This window comes from Persicitalea jodogahamensis, assembly GCF_014651615.1.
Classification (GTDB): domain Bacteria; phylum Bacteroidota; class Bacteroidia; order Cytophagales; family Spirosomataceae; genus Persicitalea; species Persicitalea jodogahamensis.
In genome coordinates, this window is sequence record NZ_BMXF01000002.1 from 643,590 (window position 1) to 660,570 (window position 16,981).

General features: G+C 52.2%; 13 protein-coding genes. 3 read left to right on the plus strand and 10 right to left on the minus strand.

All coding sequences use genetic code 11. From position 1 onward, the window contains the following. Window positions 1-126 precede the first annotated feature (126 nt). Window positions 127-558 carry an EamA family transporter gene (locus IE117_RS12870; RefSeq protein ID WP_189564829.1) on the plus strand — a complete coding sequence of 144 codons (432 nt, stop codon included), beginning with the start codon at window positions 127-129 and terminating at the stop codon, window positions 556-558. 8 nt (window positions 559-566) lie between these two features. Here IE117_RS12870 and IE117_RS12875 read toward each other — a convergent pair whose 3' ends face one another. Continuing rightward, window positions 567-1,904: a BNR repeat-containing protein gene (locus IE117_RS12875; protein ID WP_189564831.1), complete on the minus strand. Its 1,338-nt coding sequence runs from the start codon at window positions 1,902-1,904 to the stop codon at window positions 567-569. A 151-nt stretch (window positions 1,905-2,055) separates the two neighbouring features. Between IE117_RS12875 and IE117_RS12880 the strand changes: the two genes are divergently transcribed. Both IE117_RS12880 and IE117_RS12885 read left to right on the plus strand, forming a co-directional pair. After that, window positions 2,056-3,330: an acetyl-CoA hydrolase/transferase family protein gene (locus tag IE117_RS12880; protein ID WP_189564833.1), complete on the plus strand. Its 1,275-nt coding sequence runs from the start codon at window positions 2,056-2,058 to the stop codon at window positions 3,328-3,330. A gap of 177 nt (window positions 3,331-3,507) precedes the next feature. Next, entirely contained in the window at window positions 3,508-5,967 is a 2,460-nt protein-coding gene (locus IE117_RS12885) for an alpha/beta hydrolase-fold protein (RefSeq protein WP_189564835.1), read from the plus strand. Between the two features lie 64 nt (window positions 5,968-6,031). On the opposite strand, the gene IE117_RS12890 is transcribed toward IE117_RS12885, so the two are convergent. The 9 genes from IE117_RS12890 to IE117_RS12930 all read right to left on the minus strand — a co-directional run bounded on the left by IE117_RS12890 (window position 6,032) and on the right by IE117_RS12930 (window position 16,966). Beyond that, complete coding sequence (locus IE117_RS12890; RefSeq protein WP_189564837.1) at window positions 6,032-7,885, minus strand: M61 family metallopeptidase; 1,854 nt, start codon at window positions 7,883-7,885, stop codon at window positions 6,032-6,034. 138 nt (window positions 7,886-8,023) lie between these two features. Then, entirely contained in the window at window positions 8,024-8,473 is a 450-nt protein-coding gene (locus IE117_RS12895) for a DUF4440 domain-containing protein (RefSeq protein ID WP_189564838.1), read from the minus strand. Between the two features lie 29 nt (window positions 8,474-8,502). Then, window positions 8,503-10,011 carry a glucose-6-phosphate dehydrogenase gene (gene zwf / locus IE117_RS12900; protein ID WP_189564840.1) on the minus strand — a complete coding sequence of 503 codons (1,509 nt, stop codon included), beginning with the start codon at window positions 10,009-10,011 and terminating at the stop codon, window positions 8,503-8,505. 76 nt (window positions 10,012-10,087) lie between these two features. Then, the gene (gene cysM, locus IE117_RS12905; protein ID WP_189564842.1) at window positions 10,088-10,960 is read right to left on the minus strand and encodes a cysteine synthase CysM; all 873 of its coding nucleotides are present in this window, start codon (window positions 10,958-10,960) and stop codon (window positions 10,088-10,090) included. Between the two features lie 138 nt (window positions 10,961-11,098). Then, window positions 11,099-12,052 (minus strand): mechanosensitive ion channel family protein, encoded by a 954-nt coding sequence (locus IE117_RS12910; protein WP_189564844.1) that lies wholly within the window; start codon window positions 12,050-12,052, stop codon window positions 11,099-11,101. 129 nt (window positions 12,053-12,181) lie between these two features. Further along, window positions 12,182-13,381 carry an alpha/beta hydrolase family protein gene (locus tag IE117_RS12915; RefSeq protein WP_189564846.1) on the minus strand — a complete coding sequence of 400 codons (1,200 nt, stop codon included), beginning with the start codon at window positions 13,379-13,381 and terminating at the stop codon, window positions 12,182-12,184. 74 nt (window positions 13,382-13,455) lie between these two features. After that, the gene (locus IE117_RS12920) at window positions 13,456-14,184 is read right to left on the minus strand and encodes an alpha/beta fold hydrolase (RefSeq protein WP_229580828.1); all 729 of its coding nucleotides are present in this window, start codon (window positions 14,182-14,184) and stop codon (window positions 13,456-13,458) included. Between the two features lie 111 nt (window positions 14,185-14,295). Then, window positions 14,296-15,993, minus strand: coding sequence for an AMP-binding protein (locus IE117_RS12925; RefSeq protein ID WP_189564850.1), 1,698 nt, complete (start codon window positions 15,991-15,993; stop codon window positions 14,296-14,298). 133 nt (window positions 15,994-16,126) lie between these two features. Further along, window positions 16,127-16,966, minus strand: coding sequence for an MBL fold metallo-hydrolase (locus IE117_RS12930; RefSeq protein WP_189564852.1), 840 nt, complete (start codon window positions 16,964-16,966; stop codon window positions 16,127-16,129). Window positions 16,967-16,981: the final 15 nt, after the last annotated feature.

The window sequence follows — 16,981 nt, forward strand, 5'->3', positions numbered from 1 at the left end:
TATCGATTTTCAATTGCTGCAGCTTCTTTCACTTCTCGGCTGCCTGGCAAAACTTTTTCCGGTGAGGAATGTTCGGTTGCAAAGAACATTGAAACTACCATTGTCCATTTTCATACCTATTAATTTATGTGGATCGTTTTTGCCCTGTTGGCGGCATTGGCCGCCGGTGCCGCCGTGGTACTTTCTAAAGCGGGCATCAAAGATATGGATTCGTCCCTGGCGTTCGCCGTGCAATCCGTACTTATATTGTTGATTTCCTGGTCGGTCGTGTTTTGGCAGAAACAGAGTTCAGCCCTGATCAGCATTGATAAGCGCACCTGGTTTTTCCTGATTGGGGCAGGGATTGCCACCACGCTTTCATCCTTGCTCTCTTTCAAAGCACTCAAAATGGGCGACGCCTCGCTGGTGAGTTCGCTGGAAAGGCTATCACTGGTATTTGCCGTGGGTTTCGCTGTTTTCTTTCTCAAAGAAAAACTCAACTGGCAGGTCGTGGTGGGAATAGTGCTGATGATCGGAGGTGCGATCCTTATCAGCTTCTCACAATCTTCGGCCGAGTAGAGGACTTTTTATTTTTTTTCGATCTCATAGATTACCAGGTCGGTTGGGGCCGGAACAGGGTCGGGGCGTGGACGATCCTGATTGACGGGAAGGGTTTGCCAGCGCATTATGTATTGTCCGGTGTTGTCCGTCTTGGTTCTGGCCTCCATGTCTTTGTTCAAAACGATTTGCGGTAATCTTGCTCCCACTGGTTGAGTGTCTTCCTTCACTTCTTTTTCAGTCTGCAAGGTTTCGTGGTTAAGGAGCCAGGTACCTTTTCCAAATTTCTCATGGTCGTAACTCACTGCCAGCCGGCCATCGGCAGTTGGTTTTGCATTGGAAATATGAATTGACTTTTTTATCGAACCCCGCTCATCCAGTGCCCAGGTGAAATCAGGCCAGTGGCTGATCTGCTGCGTGTGCCAGTTGCCTGCCTGCTCACCATCTTTCTCCCAGCGGGCCACAAAAATCTGGCTTATGCCCTGCGGGTCGTACTGGTGATAAACGATGCAGGGTTTTTTATCCTGATCCCAACCGACATTATAGGCCATGTTGGTCAGGCCGTTCCATGGGCCGATGGGGACGACGATCGGGCTCCTGTTGCGCCATTGAATCGGTAGTTCGATGGGTTGGCCCTGGACGGTTTCCCAGCTTAATAGATCGCGACTACGGACAAGCGAGATATTGTGACAGGTATTGGCAGTGGGAGTCTGACGCCACATCCAGACGATGTAGAAGTAGTCATCCGGCCCCAGAGTGGGGAGGCTCATATAGGCACTGGCTTCCTCTTCGCCGTCAAAGAAGGGGGTATCAAACAGGGGCTGCCAGGTCTTGCTGGCGGGGTCGTACCGGTTGTAAAGTGTAGTGCCGTTTCCGCTTCCGCCATCGCGATACTGAAAATAGAGGTCGCCTGACTTGTTTTTGAGGAATATCGGGTAGGTTACCCGCTCCTCGCGTTTCCCTGTCATTGGCAATTTTATAAATTGGTCGATGTTTTCAGGCTGCTCCGAGCGAAAGTAAATCAGCGGCACCGCGTGCATGTTTCCCGACACATGCAGGTACCCATCGCGGTCTACTGCCATCTCGATATAGTTGTGGCTATCCCAACCGACTTTGGTGGGCAGTACGGTTTTCTTCCATTGTCTGGAGCCAAGCGGGCGTTGGGCGATCACCATATTTTGTCCTTCGTCGTAATAGCCGACGTACTGAAACTTATCGGTCGTCAGTAAATCGAAGCCTACCGAGTGGCCCGACCATACTTTGGCAACCGGAATAATTTCAAAACCTTCGGCATTGGGCCGTTTTTGGCAAAAACCAAACCGGACAAAAAACAGGAGTAGTATCGGAAGAATAAAGGCTCTTTTCATTCCGTAAGAAGAGGAACGGCGAGCCTATCTAATTGCCTGGAAAATGATTTTTGCGAAACATGATTTTGCTCATTAAGGTTGGGATAGAAATTGCGCTGTTTTGCAGGCAAGAAATTCGCGCAACGATTTTGCATCCAAATTCACTTTATCTATGAAATATCCTTACGTAGAAGCATCCGAGGCAGTAAAGCTAATCCGCAGCAACGACCGCGTTTTTATCCACGCTGGTGCCGCTACGCCTACTTTATTACTTGAGGCACTGGCGCAGCGCGCCAATGAGTTGCGCAACGTTCAGACCATCCATTTGCATCTCGAAGGCCCGATGCCCCTGGTCGATCCCGGTCACGAACAATCTTTCCATCCCAACGCATTGTTCATCGGGGCCAATCTGAGGGAGGCCGTAGCATCGGGCCGGGCCAGTTATCTGCCCATTTTTCTGAGCGAAGCGCCGCTGTTGTTCCGCAATAATATCTGGCCGCTTGATGTGGCCCTTGTGCAGGTTTCGCCGCCAGACGCACACGGCTTCTGCTCGTTGGGCGTATCGGTGGACGTGGCTAGGGCTGCTGTCGATACCGCCCGCAAGGTGATTGCCCTGGTCAATCCCCACATGCCACGCACCCACGGCGACGGTCAGGTACACGTGAGCCGCTTCACCACCCTTTGCTACCACGAGTCGCCCATTTACACCCACGAGCCATCAGAGCCATCGGCAACGGAGATGGCTATCGGCCGTCACGTGTCCGGGCTTGTGGAGGACGGGGCCACATTGCAGGTAGGCATCGGCGGTATTCCGAACGCCACCTTGCGCTATCTCAACAACCACAAGAACCTGGGACTGCATACGGAAATGTTCTCCGACGGCATCATTGAACTGGTCGAATCAGGAGTAATCACGGGCGTGGAAAAGAAAAAATACCGCGGCAAACTGGTGTCGAGCTTCGCGGTAGGTAGTCAGCGGCTCTACGATTTTATGCATGACAATCCCTTGCTTTCAATGCTGGAAGCTTCTTATACCAACGATACTGCCGTAATCCGCAGCAATCCCAAAGTGACGGCCATCAATAGCGCGATCGAGATAGACCTCACAGGACAAGTCTGTGCCGATTCGATCGGAACAAGGTTGTATTCCGGGGTAGGCGGACAAATGGATTTCATGCGGGGGGCATCTTTATCGAAAGGAGGGAAACCCATCATAGCGTTGCCCTCAGTGACTTCGCGCGGTGAATCCAAGATCGTACCCCTCTTGAAACCGGGTGCCGGGGTAGTCACCACCCGCGCCCATGTTCACTACATCGTGACGGAGTACGGCGTAGCCAACCTTTACGGGAAAACGCTGAAGCAAAGCGCCCAGGCTCTCATCGCTATTGCGCATCCTGATCACCAGGAAGCGCTGGAGCGCGCTGCTTTTGAGCGGTTCAAGGCGTAGGAGCATTCCAGAGCAAGCAAGAAATCAGAAAGGATTATTGCTATCAGCTCCAATAGCGGGGGCAGAAATTGTTTAAAATATCAAAGGTCCAATTTTCTGCTTCCCTTTTTTCGGCCTATATTTCGTCAAAGACCACTTTCTGAATTCCCTGTCAAAAAAAAACGTCTGCCGATTATTATGAAATTTCTTTCTCTCGGATTACTACTTTTTATTTCATCTTTCACCGCCGCACTCTCCCAAAATACGCATTACTTTTCCGAAGGATTAGCCGCCGGGGGCCTGCACCAGTACGGGCGCGAGGCGATTTACAAAGACCTGTTGGCGTACGATTTGAATAACGGCACCCTCGCAACGCCCGGCCAGAATGACATCCTCTCCAACCTTTCGGGAGAAAAAGTGACCTGGGAAGCAATCAAGGCCGATAGCCTGCATCGTTTCAGAAGCCGTGAGTTGGCCAATGGCTACCTCTATTTCACTTACAATTCAAAAAAGAAGCAAACGGCTTTGCTCAATGTGACGGGCAACGACATGGTCTATGTGAACGGATCGCCCCACGGCGGCGATATCTACCGTTACGGCTGGATGGATATTCCTGTAGAACTGAAAAAGGGCAAAAACGAGTTTTACGTTCGCGTAGGGCGCTTCGGAAGGTACGGCGGGATTGTCGCCAAGCTGGATTTTCCCACGAAAAACGTATATCTCAACCCCGCCGATGTGACGATGCCACATGTGGTGCCGGGACTGAAAAATGATTCGCTCTGGGTGGGGATAGTCGTTGCCAACATCACCAACCAGCCGCTATCCGCCCTGACCTTGTCTTCTGAGGTACTTGGACGTAAAATGACGGTTTCAGTACCGGAAATTCCGGCGCTGGGCATGCGGAAGGTCGGGGCTTTGATCGATGGTAGCAAAGCCGGAACGATTGGCAAGCAGTCGGTCAGTCTGGTACTGGCCCAAAACGGAAAGACGATTGATACGAAATCGGTAGAACTCGAAACCATCGCCCCCGGCAAGCATTACAGCCGCACTTTCGTCAGCGAGATGGACGGCAGCGTGCAGTACTATTCCGTGGCTCCTCAGCTTGACCCCAAGCCCGGCGTCGCGCCAGCGCTTTTCTTTTCTGTACACGGGGCCGAAGTACCTGCCATCAATCAGGCGCGGGCTTACAAATCCAAAGACTGGGGCGTGCTGGTGGCTCCGACGAATCGTCGTCCCCGGGGGTTCAACTGGGAAGACTGGGGCCGCCTGGACGCGCTCGAAGTGCTGGGAATTGCCAAACAAACATTTGCGCCCGATCCCGAAAAGATATACCTGACCGGGCACTCGATGGGCGGCCACGGTACCTGGTTTCTGGGGGCAACCTATCCCGGCAACTGGGCTGCCATTGCGCCCTGCGCGGGGTATCCGACCTTGTCTTCCTACGGCTCCCATGACGGTATGATTCCGGACAGCGCAGGCTCGCCAATGGAAGCCATGCTGTTGCGGGCCAGTAACCCGAGCAACGTACTGGCCCTGGCCAAAAACTACAAGGCATTGGGTGTTTACATCAACCACGGCGATGCCGACCGAACGGTGTCTGTAGAGTACGCCCGACAGATGAAAAACCTGTTGGCCACATTTCACCCGGATTTTAGCTATTACGAATATCCCGGCGGCAGCCACTGGTACGGCGACATCAGTGTGGATTGGCCCCCTATCTTTGATTTTTTTAGCTGGCACACCCTTGCCCGGGATACGGCAGTGGCCTACTTGGACTTCACCACCGGCAATCCTGGTATTTCCGGCCGCATGAAATGGGCTACCATCCACCAGCAGCAGGAACCTTTGCTATTCAGTACTATTCAGCTGGACCTGGATAAGGAAAAAAAGCGGGTTTCTGGCACCACGCAGAACGTCGCTGCGATGTCGCTGGATCTGGAGGCCTTTGAAGCGGGGACAGAAATACAGATCGATCTGGACAGCCTCAGCGCACTCCCTTACACGGTAAAGAGTCAGAACGAAACGATCTTTTTAGAGAAAGGTGACCAATGGAAAATATCATCAGCTCCCAATGCCCGCGAAAAGGGCATCCATCGGTCCGGTACTTTCAAGGAGCCATTCAATCACCGTATGGTATTCGTATATGGCACGCAGGGCAGTGCCCAGGAAAGCGCCTGGGCAGCAGATAAGGCAAAGTTCGATGCGGAATCGTGGTACTACCGGGGCAATGGTGCGATAGACCTGATCAAAGACACTGACTTTGATCCCAAAAAGTACCCTGACCAAGGCGTAGTACTGTATGGAAACGCCGATACCAACTCGGCTTGGCCGGAGCTGCTGTCCGGCTGCCCAATCAAAGTGACCAATGGTGGAATCAGCGCCGGGAACAACACTTTTACGGGCACTGATCTGGCGGCTTATTTTATGTGGCCACGCCAGGATAGCGAGACGGCGTCAATAGCCGTGGTCAGCGGCACGGGACTCAAGGGTTTGAGTGCCTCCAATGCCAACCAGTATTTCAGTGGCGGCAGCGGCTTTCCCGATTTCATGATATTTTCCAACGACATGCTGCGGGATGGTGTGTCAGGAGTGAAAATGGCCGGATTTTATGGCAATGACTGGTCATTGCAGAAGGCGGGCATGGTAGTGGCAGAATAAAAAAAGTACCCTTAGTCTGTGCTTGCAGACTAAGGGTACTTTGTAAACTACATCCGTGGGATGACTACTGCGGCATGCGTCCCATCCAGCTTTCCCGAAGCTGCAGTTGCTGCGGAGTAGGGGCGCCCTTAGGCATGAAGGTGGGGTAGGTAACCGTGGCTTCCCGTAAATCGGCGGTGAGTTTTACCTCGTTGATCGAGTTGTCCGGCATCTTGCGCTTTACGGTGAAAGACACCTCGTCTCCAAGCTTGAAGTTTTCGTCGTAGTCCTGCAGCACGGTCGAATAGGTATCTGCGTCGAAAGGCTGATCGTTAAGCAGCACGATTTGGTCCATTTGCTCAACGCCCAGCCGCTGGCCGAGGTCAGTGGCCTGATCGGTGCTGGAGATCAAGATGCTTCGGGTGCCGGGCACCAGGGCAAAGCTCACACCAAAAGCCTTCTCCACTTCCTTTTTCTGGCCTTCTGGGTCATAATCTATACCGATGGCCGAGAACAGTTCTTTCAGCGGAAGCGGTTCGCCGCCTTCCACGTAACGACGGAAAAAGTCACGCATTTCAGGAAATGTCAGCTCGGTAATTTTGTCAAACAATTCTTCGTCTTTGAATGACTTGTCCTTGCCGTAGGTCTTGGCCAGGTCGCGCAGCAAATCCTGGGTGCCGTACTTGCCGCCGGACAGCTGGCGGAGTTTCAAATCCAGACTTAACCCGATCAATGCTCCCTTTTCATACACATTGGAATACTCGTCCTTATATTTCTCAAGCACGTCGCTCGACATGGCCGTGAAGGAAAGTGTGTCGGTGTAGCGCGTCCGGGAGTTCTCCACCTTGTCGGCCTGTCTGTCCAGGTAGGTAGTCAAGTCAATGATACCGGCCCGCAACTGTGCATGGTGGGCGGCGTATTCCGTCAGTCCTTCGTACAGCCACAGGTGCCTCGACATTTTCGGATCGATGAAGTCGAAGTCGCCGATCTCTTCGCTGTGAATGTTCAGGGGGGTCAGGATGTGAAAAAATTCGTGGGCGGCGATATCCTTGATGGACTTGGACAACTGCGCTTCTGAAAACGTCTCGGGTAGATAATAGAAGGAAGATTGCGAATGCTCCAGCGCTCCGTATCGCGTCAGGTTTTTGTCATCGGACATGTAAATGATGAAAGCATACTTGTCGATCGGCAGCGTACCGCCCATATAGTCTTTTTGCGCCTCCAGCGTGGGCTTGATATCCGCCGCCAGATCTTTGGTAGCAAACTTGTCGTTGGGTGAAAACACCGACACCAGAATGTCCGCATTCCCCACTTTCAGCCAAACGGTGTCGGGCCGGTTGTACATCATGGGGGAGTCTGCCAGCTCATGATAGTCTTTCGTAACAAACAAATCCTGATTTCCTCCTTTGTTTTGGTTGATCAGCGGGGTGGAGCCATAAAAACCAGCGGGTTTGGTGATGTTCACCCGGTAGGGCAGCCGGTCCATGCCCTGGAAATATCCGAACAAACCGAAGGTATTCAGCACAAACACCTTGTCTTCATCAATGTTGGTACCGCTGGGTTCAAAAACATCCTCCTCAATTTCGGGCGTGTCCCAGGTGTCGTCGATCTGGTACGAAAGCCGGGACAGTTTCCTGGGCTTTGAAATTTTCCAGCTGTTCTTGTCGATCTTCTCCACTTTCAACTCCCGTCCTTTCTTGTCGAAAGCCTTGAAGTTGGTGGCATAAGAACCGTAGTTGTTTATCGAATAAGTACCCGGTACGATCTTGGGCAGATGATAAAGAATGGACTTACCCCGAACCGATGGCGTTTCCAGTTCGACGGTCAGTTTGTCGTCCAGGGGTTTGGTCAGGTCAACGGAGAAATTATATTCTTTTTGGGCAAATCCCGTCAAGCTGGCTACCAGCAGTGTCAGGAATAAATACTGCGCTTTCTTCATTATTAAAAAATGGGGTTGGTTAGATACGCGTTTCAGTTCTCCTATCGGAACTAAAAACGCAAAGTAAACAGAAAGGTATTGTGTTTGGGTTCTGGTAGTTGATAAAGAATCCATTTATGAATGGATATTCACAGGCGTTTACCGTGCGGGCAGCATGTTTCGGATGGCCGTAATCTTCCACCCACCCTTCGCATTCACCACCACGAAGGTGCTCCACATTTCCCGTCTGGTACCATCGGGATTCTGGATAACGTAACGGGCGTCGGCAATGGCACTTTTTGTCCCGATGAAGCGCAATTTCTCAACGGTAAGAGTACGCGTGCCGGGATTGCTTCCGGTGCTGCGAACCATTCCTGCCATCGAGCCTTCGATGCCCTCCCGCCATTCACCGGTCGAAACGAGTTGGTCCACATCAGCGCTCAGAATGCTTCTCAGCAGGGTAGTGTCCTGATTCTCTCTGGCCCGGGAGTAATCGTCTATCAGCTCATGGATGGCCTGGCCCTGCTTCGTTCCTTTGCCGGAACTCTGTCCAATGGCATCTGGCAGCGAGAAGCCAGCGATGAGGCAAGTGAGGATTAGAATTTTCATGGGATGGGGTTCAGTGGATGAGCAATGGATTAGCCTTTGATTGGCGCAGACGCCCAGCTATGGCCATCTTTGGCGATGAGTGCATCGGCTTCTGCTGGCCCCCAACTACCCGACTCGTAATTGGGAAAACCGGCTGCCGGCGTATTGTCCCAGGCATCAACGATGGGCATAAGTGCCCGCCAGGCGGCCTCCACCTGGTCTGCCCGCATAAAGAGCGTGGAGTCCCCTTCCATGATATCGAGCAGTAGGGTTTCGTAGGCTTCGGGAGTATCGGCCTCGTCGAATTCGTCGTAGTTGAAATGCATGTTAACCGGTGAAAGCAGCATTTCCGGCCCCGGCCGCTTGGCCTGAAACTCGATACGGATGCCGACACAGGGATGTATCTCAATGATCAGTCGGTTGGGTTGCCAGTTGGCAGCTGCCTGGGCGGGAAACGATTGGTGTGGTACTTGCTTAAACTGAATGGTGATTACCGACTTTTTTTCGCTCATTCGCTTGCCTGTCCGCAGGTAGAAGGGCACACCGTTCCAACGCCAGTTGTCTACGAATAGCTTCAAAGCAGCGTAAGTGTTTTGGGACGATTCTTTCGGTACATCTTCTTCGTGCCGATAGCTGTCTACTTTTTGGCCTTCAATCCAGCCTGTGCCATATTGTCCGCGCACCGCATACTCGCTTATTTCTTCGGGGCTTATTTTCCGCAGCGCGTTCACTACGTCCACGCGTCGGTTGCGCACCTCGTCGGCTTCGTAGGATACGGGCGGCTCCATCGCTACCAGACATAGCAGCTGAAAGAGATGATTCTGCACCATGTCGCGCAGGGCGCCCGCAGTGTCATAGTAACTACCCCGACCTTCCATGCCCAGCTGCTCCGATACCGAAATCTGGACATTGTCGATGTAATTGCGGTTCCAGGTAGGTTCAAAAAGGGCATTGGCAAAGCGGAAAGCCAGGATATTCTGGACTGTTTCCTTACCGAGGTAGTGATCGATACGGTAGATTTGCGATTCTTCAAAAATGGATTGTAGCAAGACATTCAGCTCCCGCGCGCTATCCAGATCACGTCCGAAAGGCTTCTCGACCACGATGCGCGTCGTAGCCAGGAAGTCCGTGAGCTTACTTTTGGCAATATTCTGGGCGATGACCGGGAAAAAGTCGGGCGACACCGCCAGGTAGTGGACGACACACGGTTCCTGCTCCCAGTCCTCCTTATGTTTAGCGATCCGGTCTGCAAACTTGTCGAACGATTTGGCATCCTTCACATTGGCAACCTGATAAAAAATGTGCGACGCAAACTCCTGCCAAACTTTTTTATCTGCTTTTCCCTTCCGGGAAAACCGATTCACGCCTTCCAGTAAGTTGCCCCTGAACTGCTCGTCGGTCAGCTCAGTACGCCCCGTTCCGATCACGGCAAACTGATCCGGTAGCCAGCCATCCAGGTACAGGTTATAAAGTGCCGGAGTGATTTTGCGAGCATTGAGATCACCCGTGCCGCCAAAAATGACAAAGACGGTGGGATTGGGAATTATTTTTTTCGACATAAGTAGTTTTCAGATACAGGGTGGATACTCCGAGTGCTGTTTTTTTAATTAAAAATCGCCGTGTACTCAGCGGCTGTCAACCGAATAAATCACTTGACAGATAGCGGTCGCCCCGGTCGCAGACGATCGTCACGATAGTGCCTGATTCCAGCTCCTGTGCCAACTGCACGGCGGCCCAGGCAGCTCCGCCACTGCTCATTCCGGCAAATACACCTTCTTCCCGCGCCAGGCGGCGCGTCATCGCAGTAGCATTTTCCACCGAAATTTCGATCACACGATCCACACGCCCGGGTTCGAATATCTTGGGCAGGTACTCCTGCGGCCACTTGCGGATGCCGGGAATGCTTGCGCCGTCAGTCGGCTGGCAGCCCACAATCTGCACGTCGGGGTTCTGCTCTTTAAGGTAGCGCGAAGTACCCATAATGGTGCCCGTAGTGCCCATCGACGACACGAAGTGTGTTACCTGCTGCTGCGTATCGTTCCAGATTTCCGGGCCCGTGCTGCGGTAGTGCGCCTTCCAGTTGTCGGGGTTGGCAAACTGATTGAGCATAAAATAGCCCGGCTCCAGCGACTTGGCATCAGCGTAGTCGCGGGCACTTTCGATCCCGTCGGTGAGGGTTACCTTGGCCCCAAAAGCTTCCATGGTCAATATCCGTTCGCGGGTAGAGTTCTCGGGCATCACCAGTTCAATGTCGATGCCGTAGATGCTGGCAATCATAGCCAGTGCAATGCCGGTGTTGCCGCTTGTGGCTTCGATCAGACGCGTGTTCTTGTTAATTTCTCCCCGGTCCAGCGCCCCTTTGATCATGCTGAATGCAGCCCGGTCCTTTACACTGCTGCCAGGGTTGTTTCCTTCCAGCTTACCATAAAGTGTGACATTGGGATTTGGATTGATGCGCTTGAGTTCAACGAGCGGCGTATTACCGACGAGGTCGAGGATGGAGGACATTTCGTTGTGGATTTGATAGATGCGTTGATTTTTTTATTGCTGATTTGTGGAGCATGACTCTTAATGTACCCCTCTATTATGCAGTTCCGGCTATGTTGCTTTTCGCTTTCTCTCAGGGAAGCCATTCTCCCCTTCTTACTATTCTTTTCCTTTCAGCCTGTCGGCAAAGCCATCCCAACCCTGCTTTAGATTCAAGTCGTATTGATTGAACGGAATTTCGATGCCTTCTTCGCGAAACTTTTCGAAAATCACAAAGCGAATCTCACTCTTGATTTGTTCGATGCGCCACGCGCTGTATGTCCAGAACAGTAATTGATATATAACGCCTGAATTGCCAAAGTCGTTGATTCGGACCAAAGGGGCTGGATTTTTAGCTATTTCTGAATGTTCCTTCACGGTACCCAGCAGGACGGCTTCCACGTGCCGGGGGTCGTTGCGGTAAGCTACACCCACCGTAATGATGAAGCGCGTGAGGGAGCGGTTGTGAGACCAGTTGATGATATTATTGTTGATAAACTTCGAGTTCGGCACGATGATGCCTATGGCGTCGCGGGTTTCGACCTTCGAGGTCCGTAAGCCCACCTCCGCTACACGTCCGACCAGGCCGTTGTCTAGCTCTACAATGTCTCCTATGTTGATACTTCCTTCGAAGAGCAGGATCAGGCCCGATACCAGATCGTTGAACGTCTGCTGTAAGCCCAGGCCAATACCCACCAAAAGTGCCGCCGAGCCTGCCAAAAGTGGCGTCAAGGATACATCCGCGATTCCCAAGGAAAGGTAGATGACTATGACGTAGATGAAGTACTTGATGAGCTGGATCACCGCTTCCTGCCGTCCCTTATCCACTTGCTTGCGACGAAAGAAACCACGCCGCAACAAATTGGAAATACCCCATATCAGCAGCCGGGCTACGGTTAAAAGGAGGACGATAAGGAGTACGTCGAATACGGTTATTTTGTAGCTCTGGATTTTCAATATCTCGAAATCCAAGAACTGTCGTATCTCGCGAGGCAACCCCCGGCTGAGCTTCTCAGCTCCCTGTTCAATGCCGGGTTTGGCCTGAAGCAGTATCGCGATTAGTAGTCCAAGCATTTAGTTATTCGCCGATTGTTGGTGGGCTATGTGTCAGTATCCGGTCACTCATCACATAAAAATTCAAACCCTATTCATTCCCACGTAATGGAGAATAAATAGGGTGAAAAATAAGCAAATAATTCCGGATTAAGGCGTTGAGGTGAAAAAGGACAGCGTTCCGAAGAGGTAGCTTTGCAGTGAAGAGCCGTGGTCGCCCCCAGGTATGGCAATCAGATCCACATTGGTGGCGCCCCGCTTGCGCATGGCATCGAAGGCGTTTTTGGAATTAAAAAAGAAGACCAGTTGGTCCGCGTCTCCATGATAAAGCTGAGTGGGCGTTTTGGGTTTCCAGTCGTACACATTGTTATTGGCCACAGCGTCGAGAAAACCTTTATCGGTGCCGTCGTTGACACCCTTGATGAAAGCATCGGTAAAAATGGTGTTGAAAGAAACGTTGATGTTGGCATCAAGGCCGCTTTTGTCAATTTGGGTCGCGTATGGCTCCTTAAAGTAGGCTGACTTAGGACGGTTCAGACCGTAAAGACGGTCGTAGGTCAGTGTCACCCAGAGATAAGAACGGTTGTAGCCCGCAATGCCATGGGTTTTGGTATTGATCAGGTACTTCATAAAAGCCGTTTTGTCGTAAGCACCGGCTCCCAGGCTCGACGCCCGCAGGTCGAATTCGGACGAAGCTTCTTCCTCAATCGCCTTCTGTAATGACATGGAGGCAAAGCCGCCCTCCGAATAGCCCGCGATGTAAAGCTTGTTATTCCATTTCACCGCATTCTGACCTTTCAAAAACTCCTTGGAAGCCCGCAGCATGTCCAGTGACGCCGATGCCAGGCTGGCGCGGTGTTCGTAAGGGTGAGGCAGATCTTTGGAAGCACCATAGCCGATATAATCAGGAGCCGAAATAATATAACCCAGCGAACTGAACAGGGAATTGAGCGAAGCGTCCGCTCCGTCTTTGAAGTTGGACGGGGCCTGGTCGTCGCTGGTGATGGTGCCATGCTGCACGCTGACCATCGGTACCGCATCGGCAGTAACGGGCAGTATTAGAGCCCCGGATGCAGTGATTTCCTGGCCGTCGGTGTTTGTAGTTTTGTAGGTAATCCGGTAGCCTTTGATACCGTTTTTCAGAATGCCGGAAATAAGGGGGCCGAATCCCGCCAGTTGCTGGGCGATCTGATCTTTTGAAAGTTCTGTGCCGACGCTGCTTCCGACCAGATACTGATTTTGCGGCTCGGCGGGTGGGTCGGTACGGTCGCAGGATGAAAGAAAAAGAAAGCCAAAGGCCAGCAAAACCCACGCCTGGCGCAACGGCAGCAAATCAAAACGTTTTTTCATTTGGATTGAAAGTAGTGGTTCGTGTACGAAATTGATAACGTAACAAACCGCGCTTTCGTTGCGCCAGGCTCTGTTCAGACTTCCTGGCCGGCATACCAGCGAAGAATTCGTGCCGAGGCTTCCGGCCTTTCAATCATGCCCAGGTGTCCGGCATCGGCCAGCACGAAAGGATATATCTTTTTGGGAAACCTCGCCTGTTCCATCACTTTCTCGAAGGGAACAACCTGGTCGTCCATGCCAACGATAAAAACAATGGGAAAAGGCAGGGCAGCCAGTACGTGAGTGCGATCGGGACGGTCGCGCATGGCCTCCATTCCCACGGCCAGTGCCTCGGCAGGTAATTTGCCGTAGCGCTGCAGGTAGTTCTGAACCTCGGTGGGATGATCCTGCTTGTAACGTTCACCAAACAGATTTGGAGCGGTGCGCCGAATAAAGGTGTCGGCGCCCTCGCTGCGCAGTAGTTGGGCCATTTGGCTGCGTTGCTGTTGCTTGGCGTCGTCATCCGCCAGGGCCGACGAATGGAAAAGCCCGAAGCCTTCCAGCATATCAGGGTACTTTTCGGCAAAGGCCAGGCTGATATACCCACCCATGGAATGTCCGATGAGGGTGAATTTTTCGATCTGCGAAGCAGTGAGCAGCCGATGCAGCTCGTCGGCGTAGGCCTCCATCGTGTGGCAGCCGGTCAATAATGATACGTTGGGTCGCACGACTGTAAAGTCGTCATCGAGCAGTGGAACGACTTCGTCCCAAAGCGCTTCGTCCATGCCATGGCCGTGAAGAAGAACTAAGGTTTTACGTTTCATGGATTTGTGTTCTATAGTGGAGAATAACAGGGCAGGAGCCATAAGCCGCCCCTTTCTGTTGAAGGAGAAAACTCACGCAGTCATAGCCTTATCCCGATCACTACCCCATGATCATGCGCTTGCTTCTTCCCGCAATGCCCTTCTCAGGATTTTACCGACATTGGTTTTTGGTAGTTCATCGCGGAATTCTATTTGCCTGGGGCATTTGTAAGCTGTCAGGTTTTCGCGGCAGTAGGCTTGTACCTGAGCTTCGGTCAGATCAGGGTCTTTTTTAACAACATAAATCTTGACAGACTCGCCGGAACGCTCGTGGGGTTCGCCCACACACGCTACTTCCAGTACGCCGGGGCACTGCGCCACCACGTCCTCTATTTCGTTGGGATATACGTTAAAGCCGGACACCAGGATCATATCTTTTTTGCGATCCACGATCTTGAAATAGCCGTCGGCACTGCGCACACCGATGTCGCCCGTCTTGAACCATCGTCCGCTTTCGTCCTCAAAAAAGACTTTCGCAGTTTCCTCAGGACGATTGTAATACCCTGGCATTACCTGCGGTCCCTGGGCACAGATTTCGCCGGGTTCATCGTCGCCTGCCCACTGGCCGTTGTCATTCATAATCCTGATCTGAGTGCTGGGCCAGGGAATTCCGATAGTGCCGATACGATTTTCGCCTACCAAGGGGTTGGAGGTCAGAACGGGAGAGGTTTCGGACAGCCCGTAGCCCTCGGCGGGCAGACAGCCCGTTTCCTTGTGCCAGCGTTCGGCCACGACCTTCTGCAAGGCCATGCCACCGGCAGAAGTGACCCTCAATTTGCTGAAATCCACTTCGCCGAAGCGGGAATGATTGAGCAAGCCGTTGTAAAGCGTGTTTAGTCCTGTGAAAATCGTGACCTGATATTTTTTCAAATCATCGATAAAGGAGTTCATGTCGCGCGGGTTGGTAATGAGCAGGTTCATGGCACCGCTTTTCAGAGCAGTCAGGGCATTGACAGTCAGGGCATATACATGATATAGGGGTAGGGCTGCCACGATGATTTGGTTAGCCGAATCGCCCAGTAAAGGTTTGAGCCATTCCGTATTGGCCTCTACATTGGAGATTAGGTTTCGGTGAGTGAGCATGGCACCTTTGGACACGCCTGTAGTACCACCTGTGTACTGTATAAATGCCAGATCCTGATTCTTGACCTCAGGCACCTTATAAGCAGCCGAAGCCCCGGTCGACAGGGCTTTGTTGAAGTCTACCGCCCCGGACAGCTCGTACGAAGGCACCATCTTCTTGACGTACTTCACCACCATATTGACAATCAACTTTTTGGGAAAGCCCAGCAAGTCGCCGATTTGCGTAACGATGACATGTTGTATGTCCGTTTCAGCAATGATTTTTTCAAGATTGGAGGCAAAATTTGCCAAAATCACAATGGCTTTTGCACCGGAATCGGTAAACTGGTGCTTCATCTCACGTGGCGTGTAAAGCGGGTTCGTGTTTACAACTACCATCCCGGCCCGGATGATGCCATACATCGCCACCGGATATTGCAGGAGGTTGGGCATTTGGATAGCCACCCGGTCGCCCTTTTTCAGGCCGATGCTTTGTAGATAGGCTGCAAACTCACGGGACAGACGATCGACATCGCCAAACGTGAGTTCCTTGCTCATGTTCGAAAATGCGGGCTGTTTGGCGTATTTCTTGAAGCCCTCTTCCATCAGCTTGATCAGGGAAGGGTAGGCGTCCGGGTTTATTTCGTAAGGAACACCTTCGGGATAGGCGTGCAGCCAGGGGTATGTTTCTTCGGTTATCGTGGGCATAAGGGCGTTGATTTGTTGACGATTGTATTGAGTGGGTTTGGCATTCAATTTAAATAAATATTCAGATAATACCATTCCTTATCAGAAAAACGGTTTCAGGGCGGGTTTATATACATAATTGTCTTTCCACGGCTCACGAAAAAGAATACTTTTCCCCAATGCGCAGCACTCGGTATGGTGTGCCGTACCGGCGTGCCTCCTTCTCAAATAGCTCGGGCTCCTCGGTGTTGAACTCGAAAAGGTGAAAGTGATGGGGAATAACGCAGCCCGCGCCGATTTCTTTGCCGAGTTGGGCAGCTTCCTCCGCGCTGAGATTGCCCGCCACACGACGTTCGGGGCGATTGCCGTTGATTGGGAGCAAAGCCACATCGACGGCAAAAGGCATTAGTAGTTCATCAAGTCCCTTGAACCAGAGCGTATCGCCGCTGTGATAGATTCGGTAGCCGCCGAATTCTACCACGTAGCCCATGAACTTGCATTGCCCGAGGTCATCGCGTTCGACTTCATTGTGCGCCGCCGGAATGCCATAAAAGCGAAACTCGTCGACGTCTTTCACGAACGTGTCGTTCATCCCGATAGGGAAATCTACGTCACAGCCCAGTCGCCCGGCAATGAAAGTGCGATTGGCTTCGGGCACCACCACCCTGATGCCGGGGTTGGTACTTAGCATGGGGCCAAGTGTATCACCGTCAAGGTGGTCGGTATGGTTATGACTGCTCGTGACAATGTCGATAAAATCCAGCCTGCCCGGATCAATGGCCCGTTCGCTCATGCGCACGTGCGGCCTATCCGTCTCGGCGTATTTCTTTGTAAGCGAATCGGAGAGGTAGGGGTCGAAAAGCAAATGCCTGCCCCGCCACTGAAGCAGAAAACCACTCTGTCCCAGCCACCACAGCCGGAAGCCATTTTGCTCTCCGAAGGTGGCGCGGATGTCAGCCAGCAGGGTGTCGTCTTTTTGGAAAGCAGGAATCATTGTCAGGAATGACGA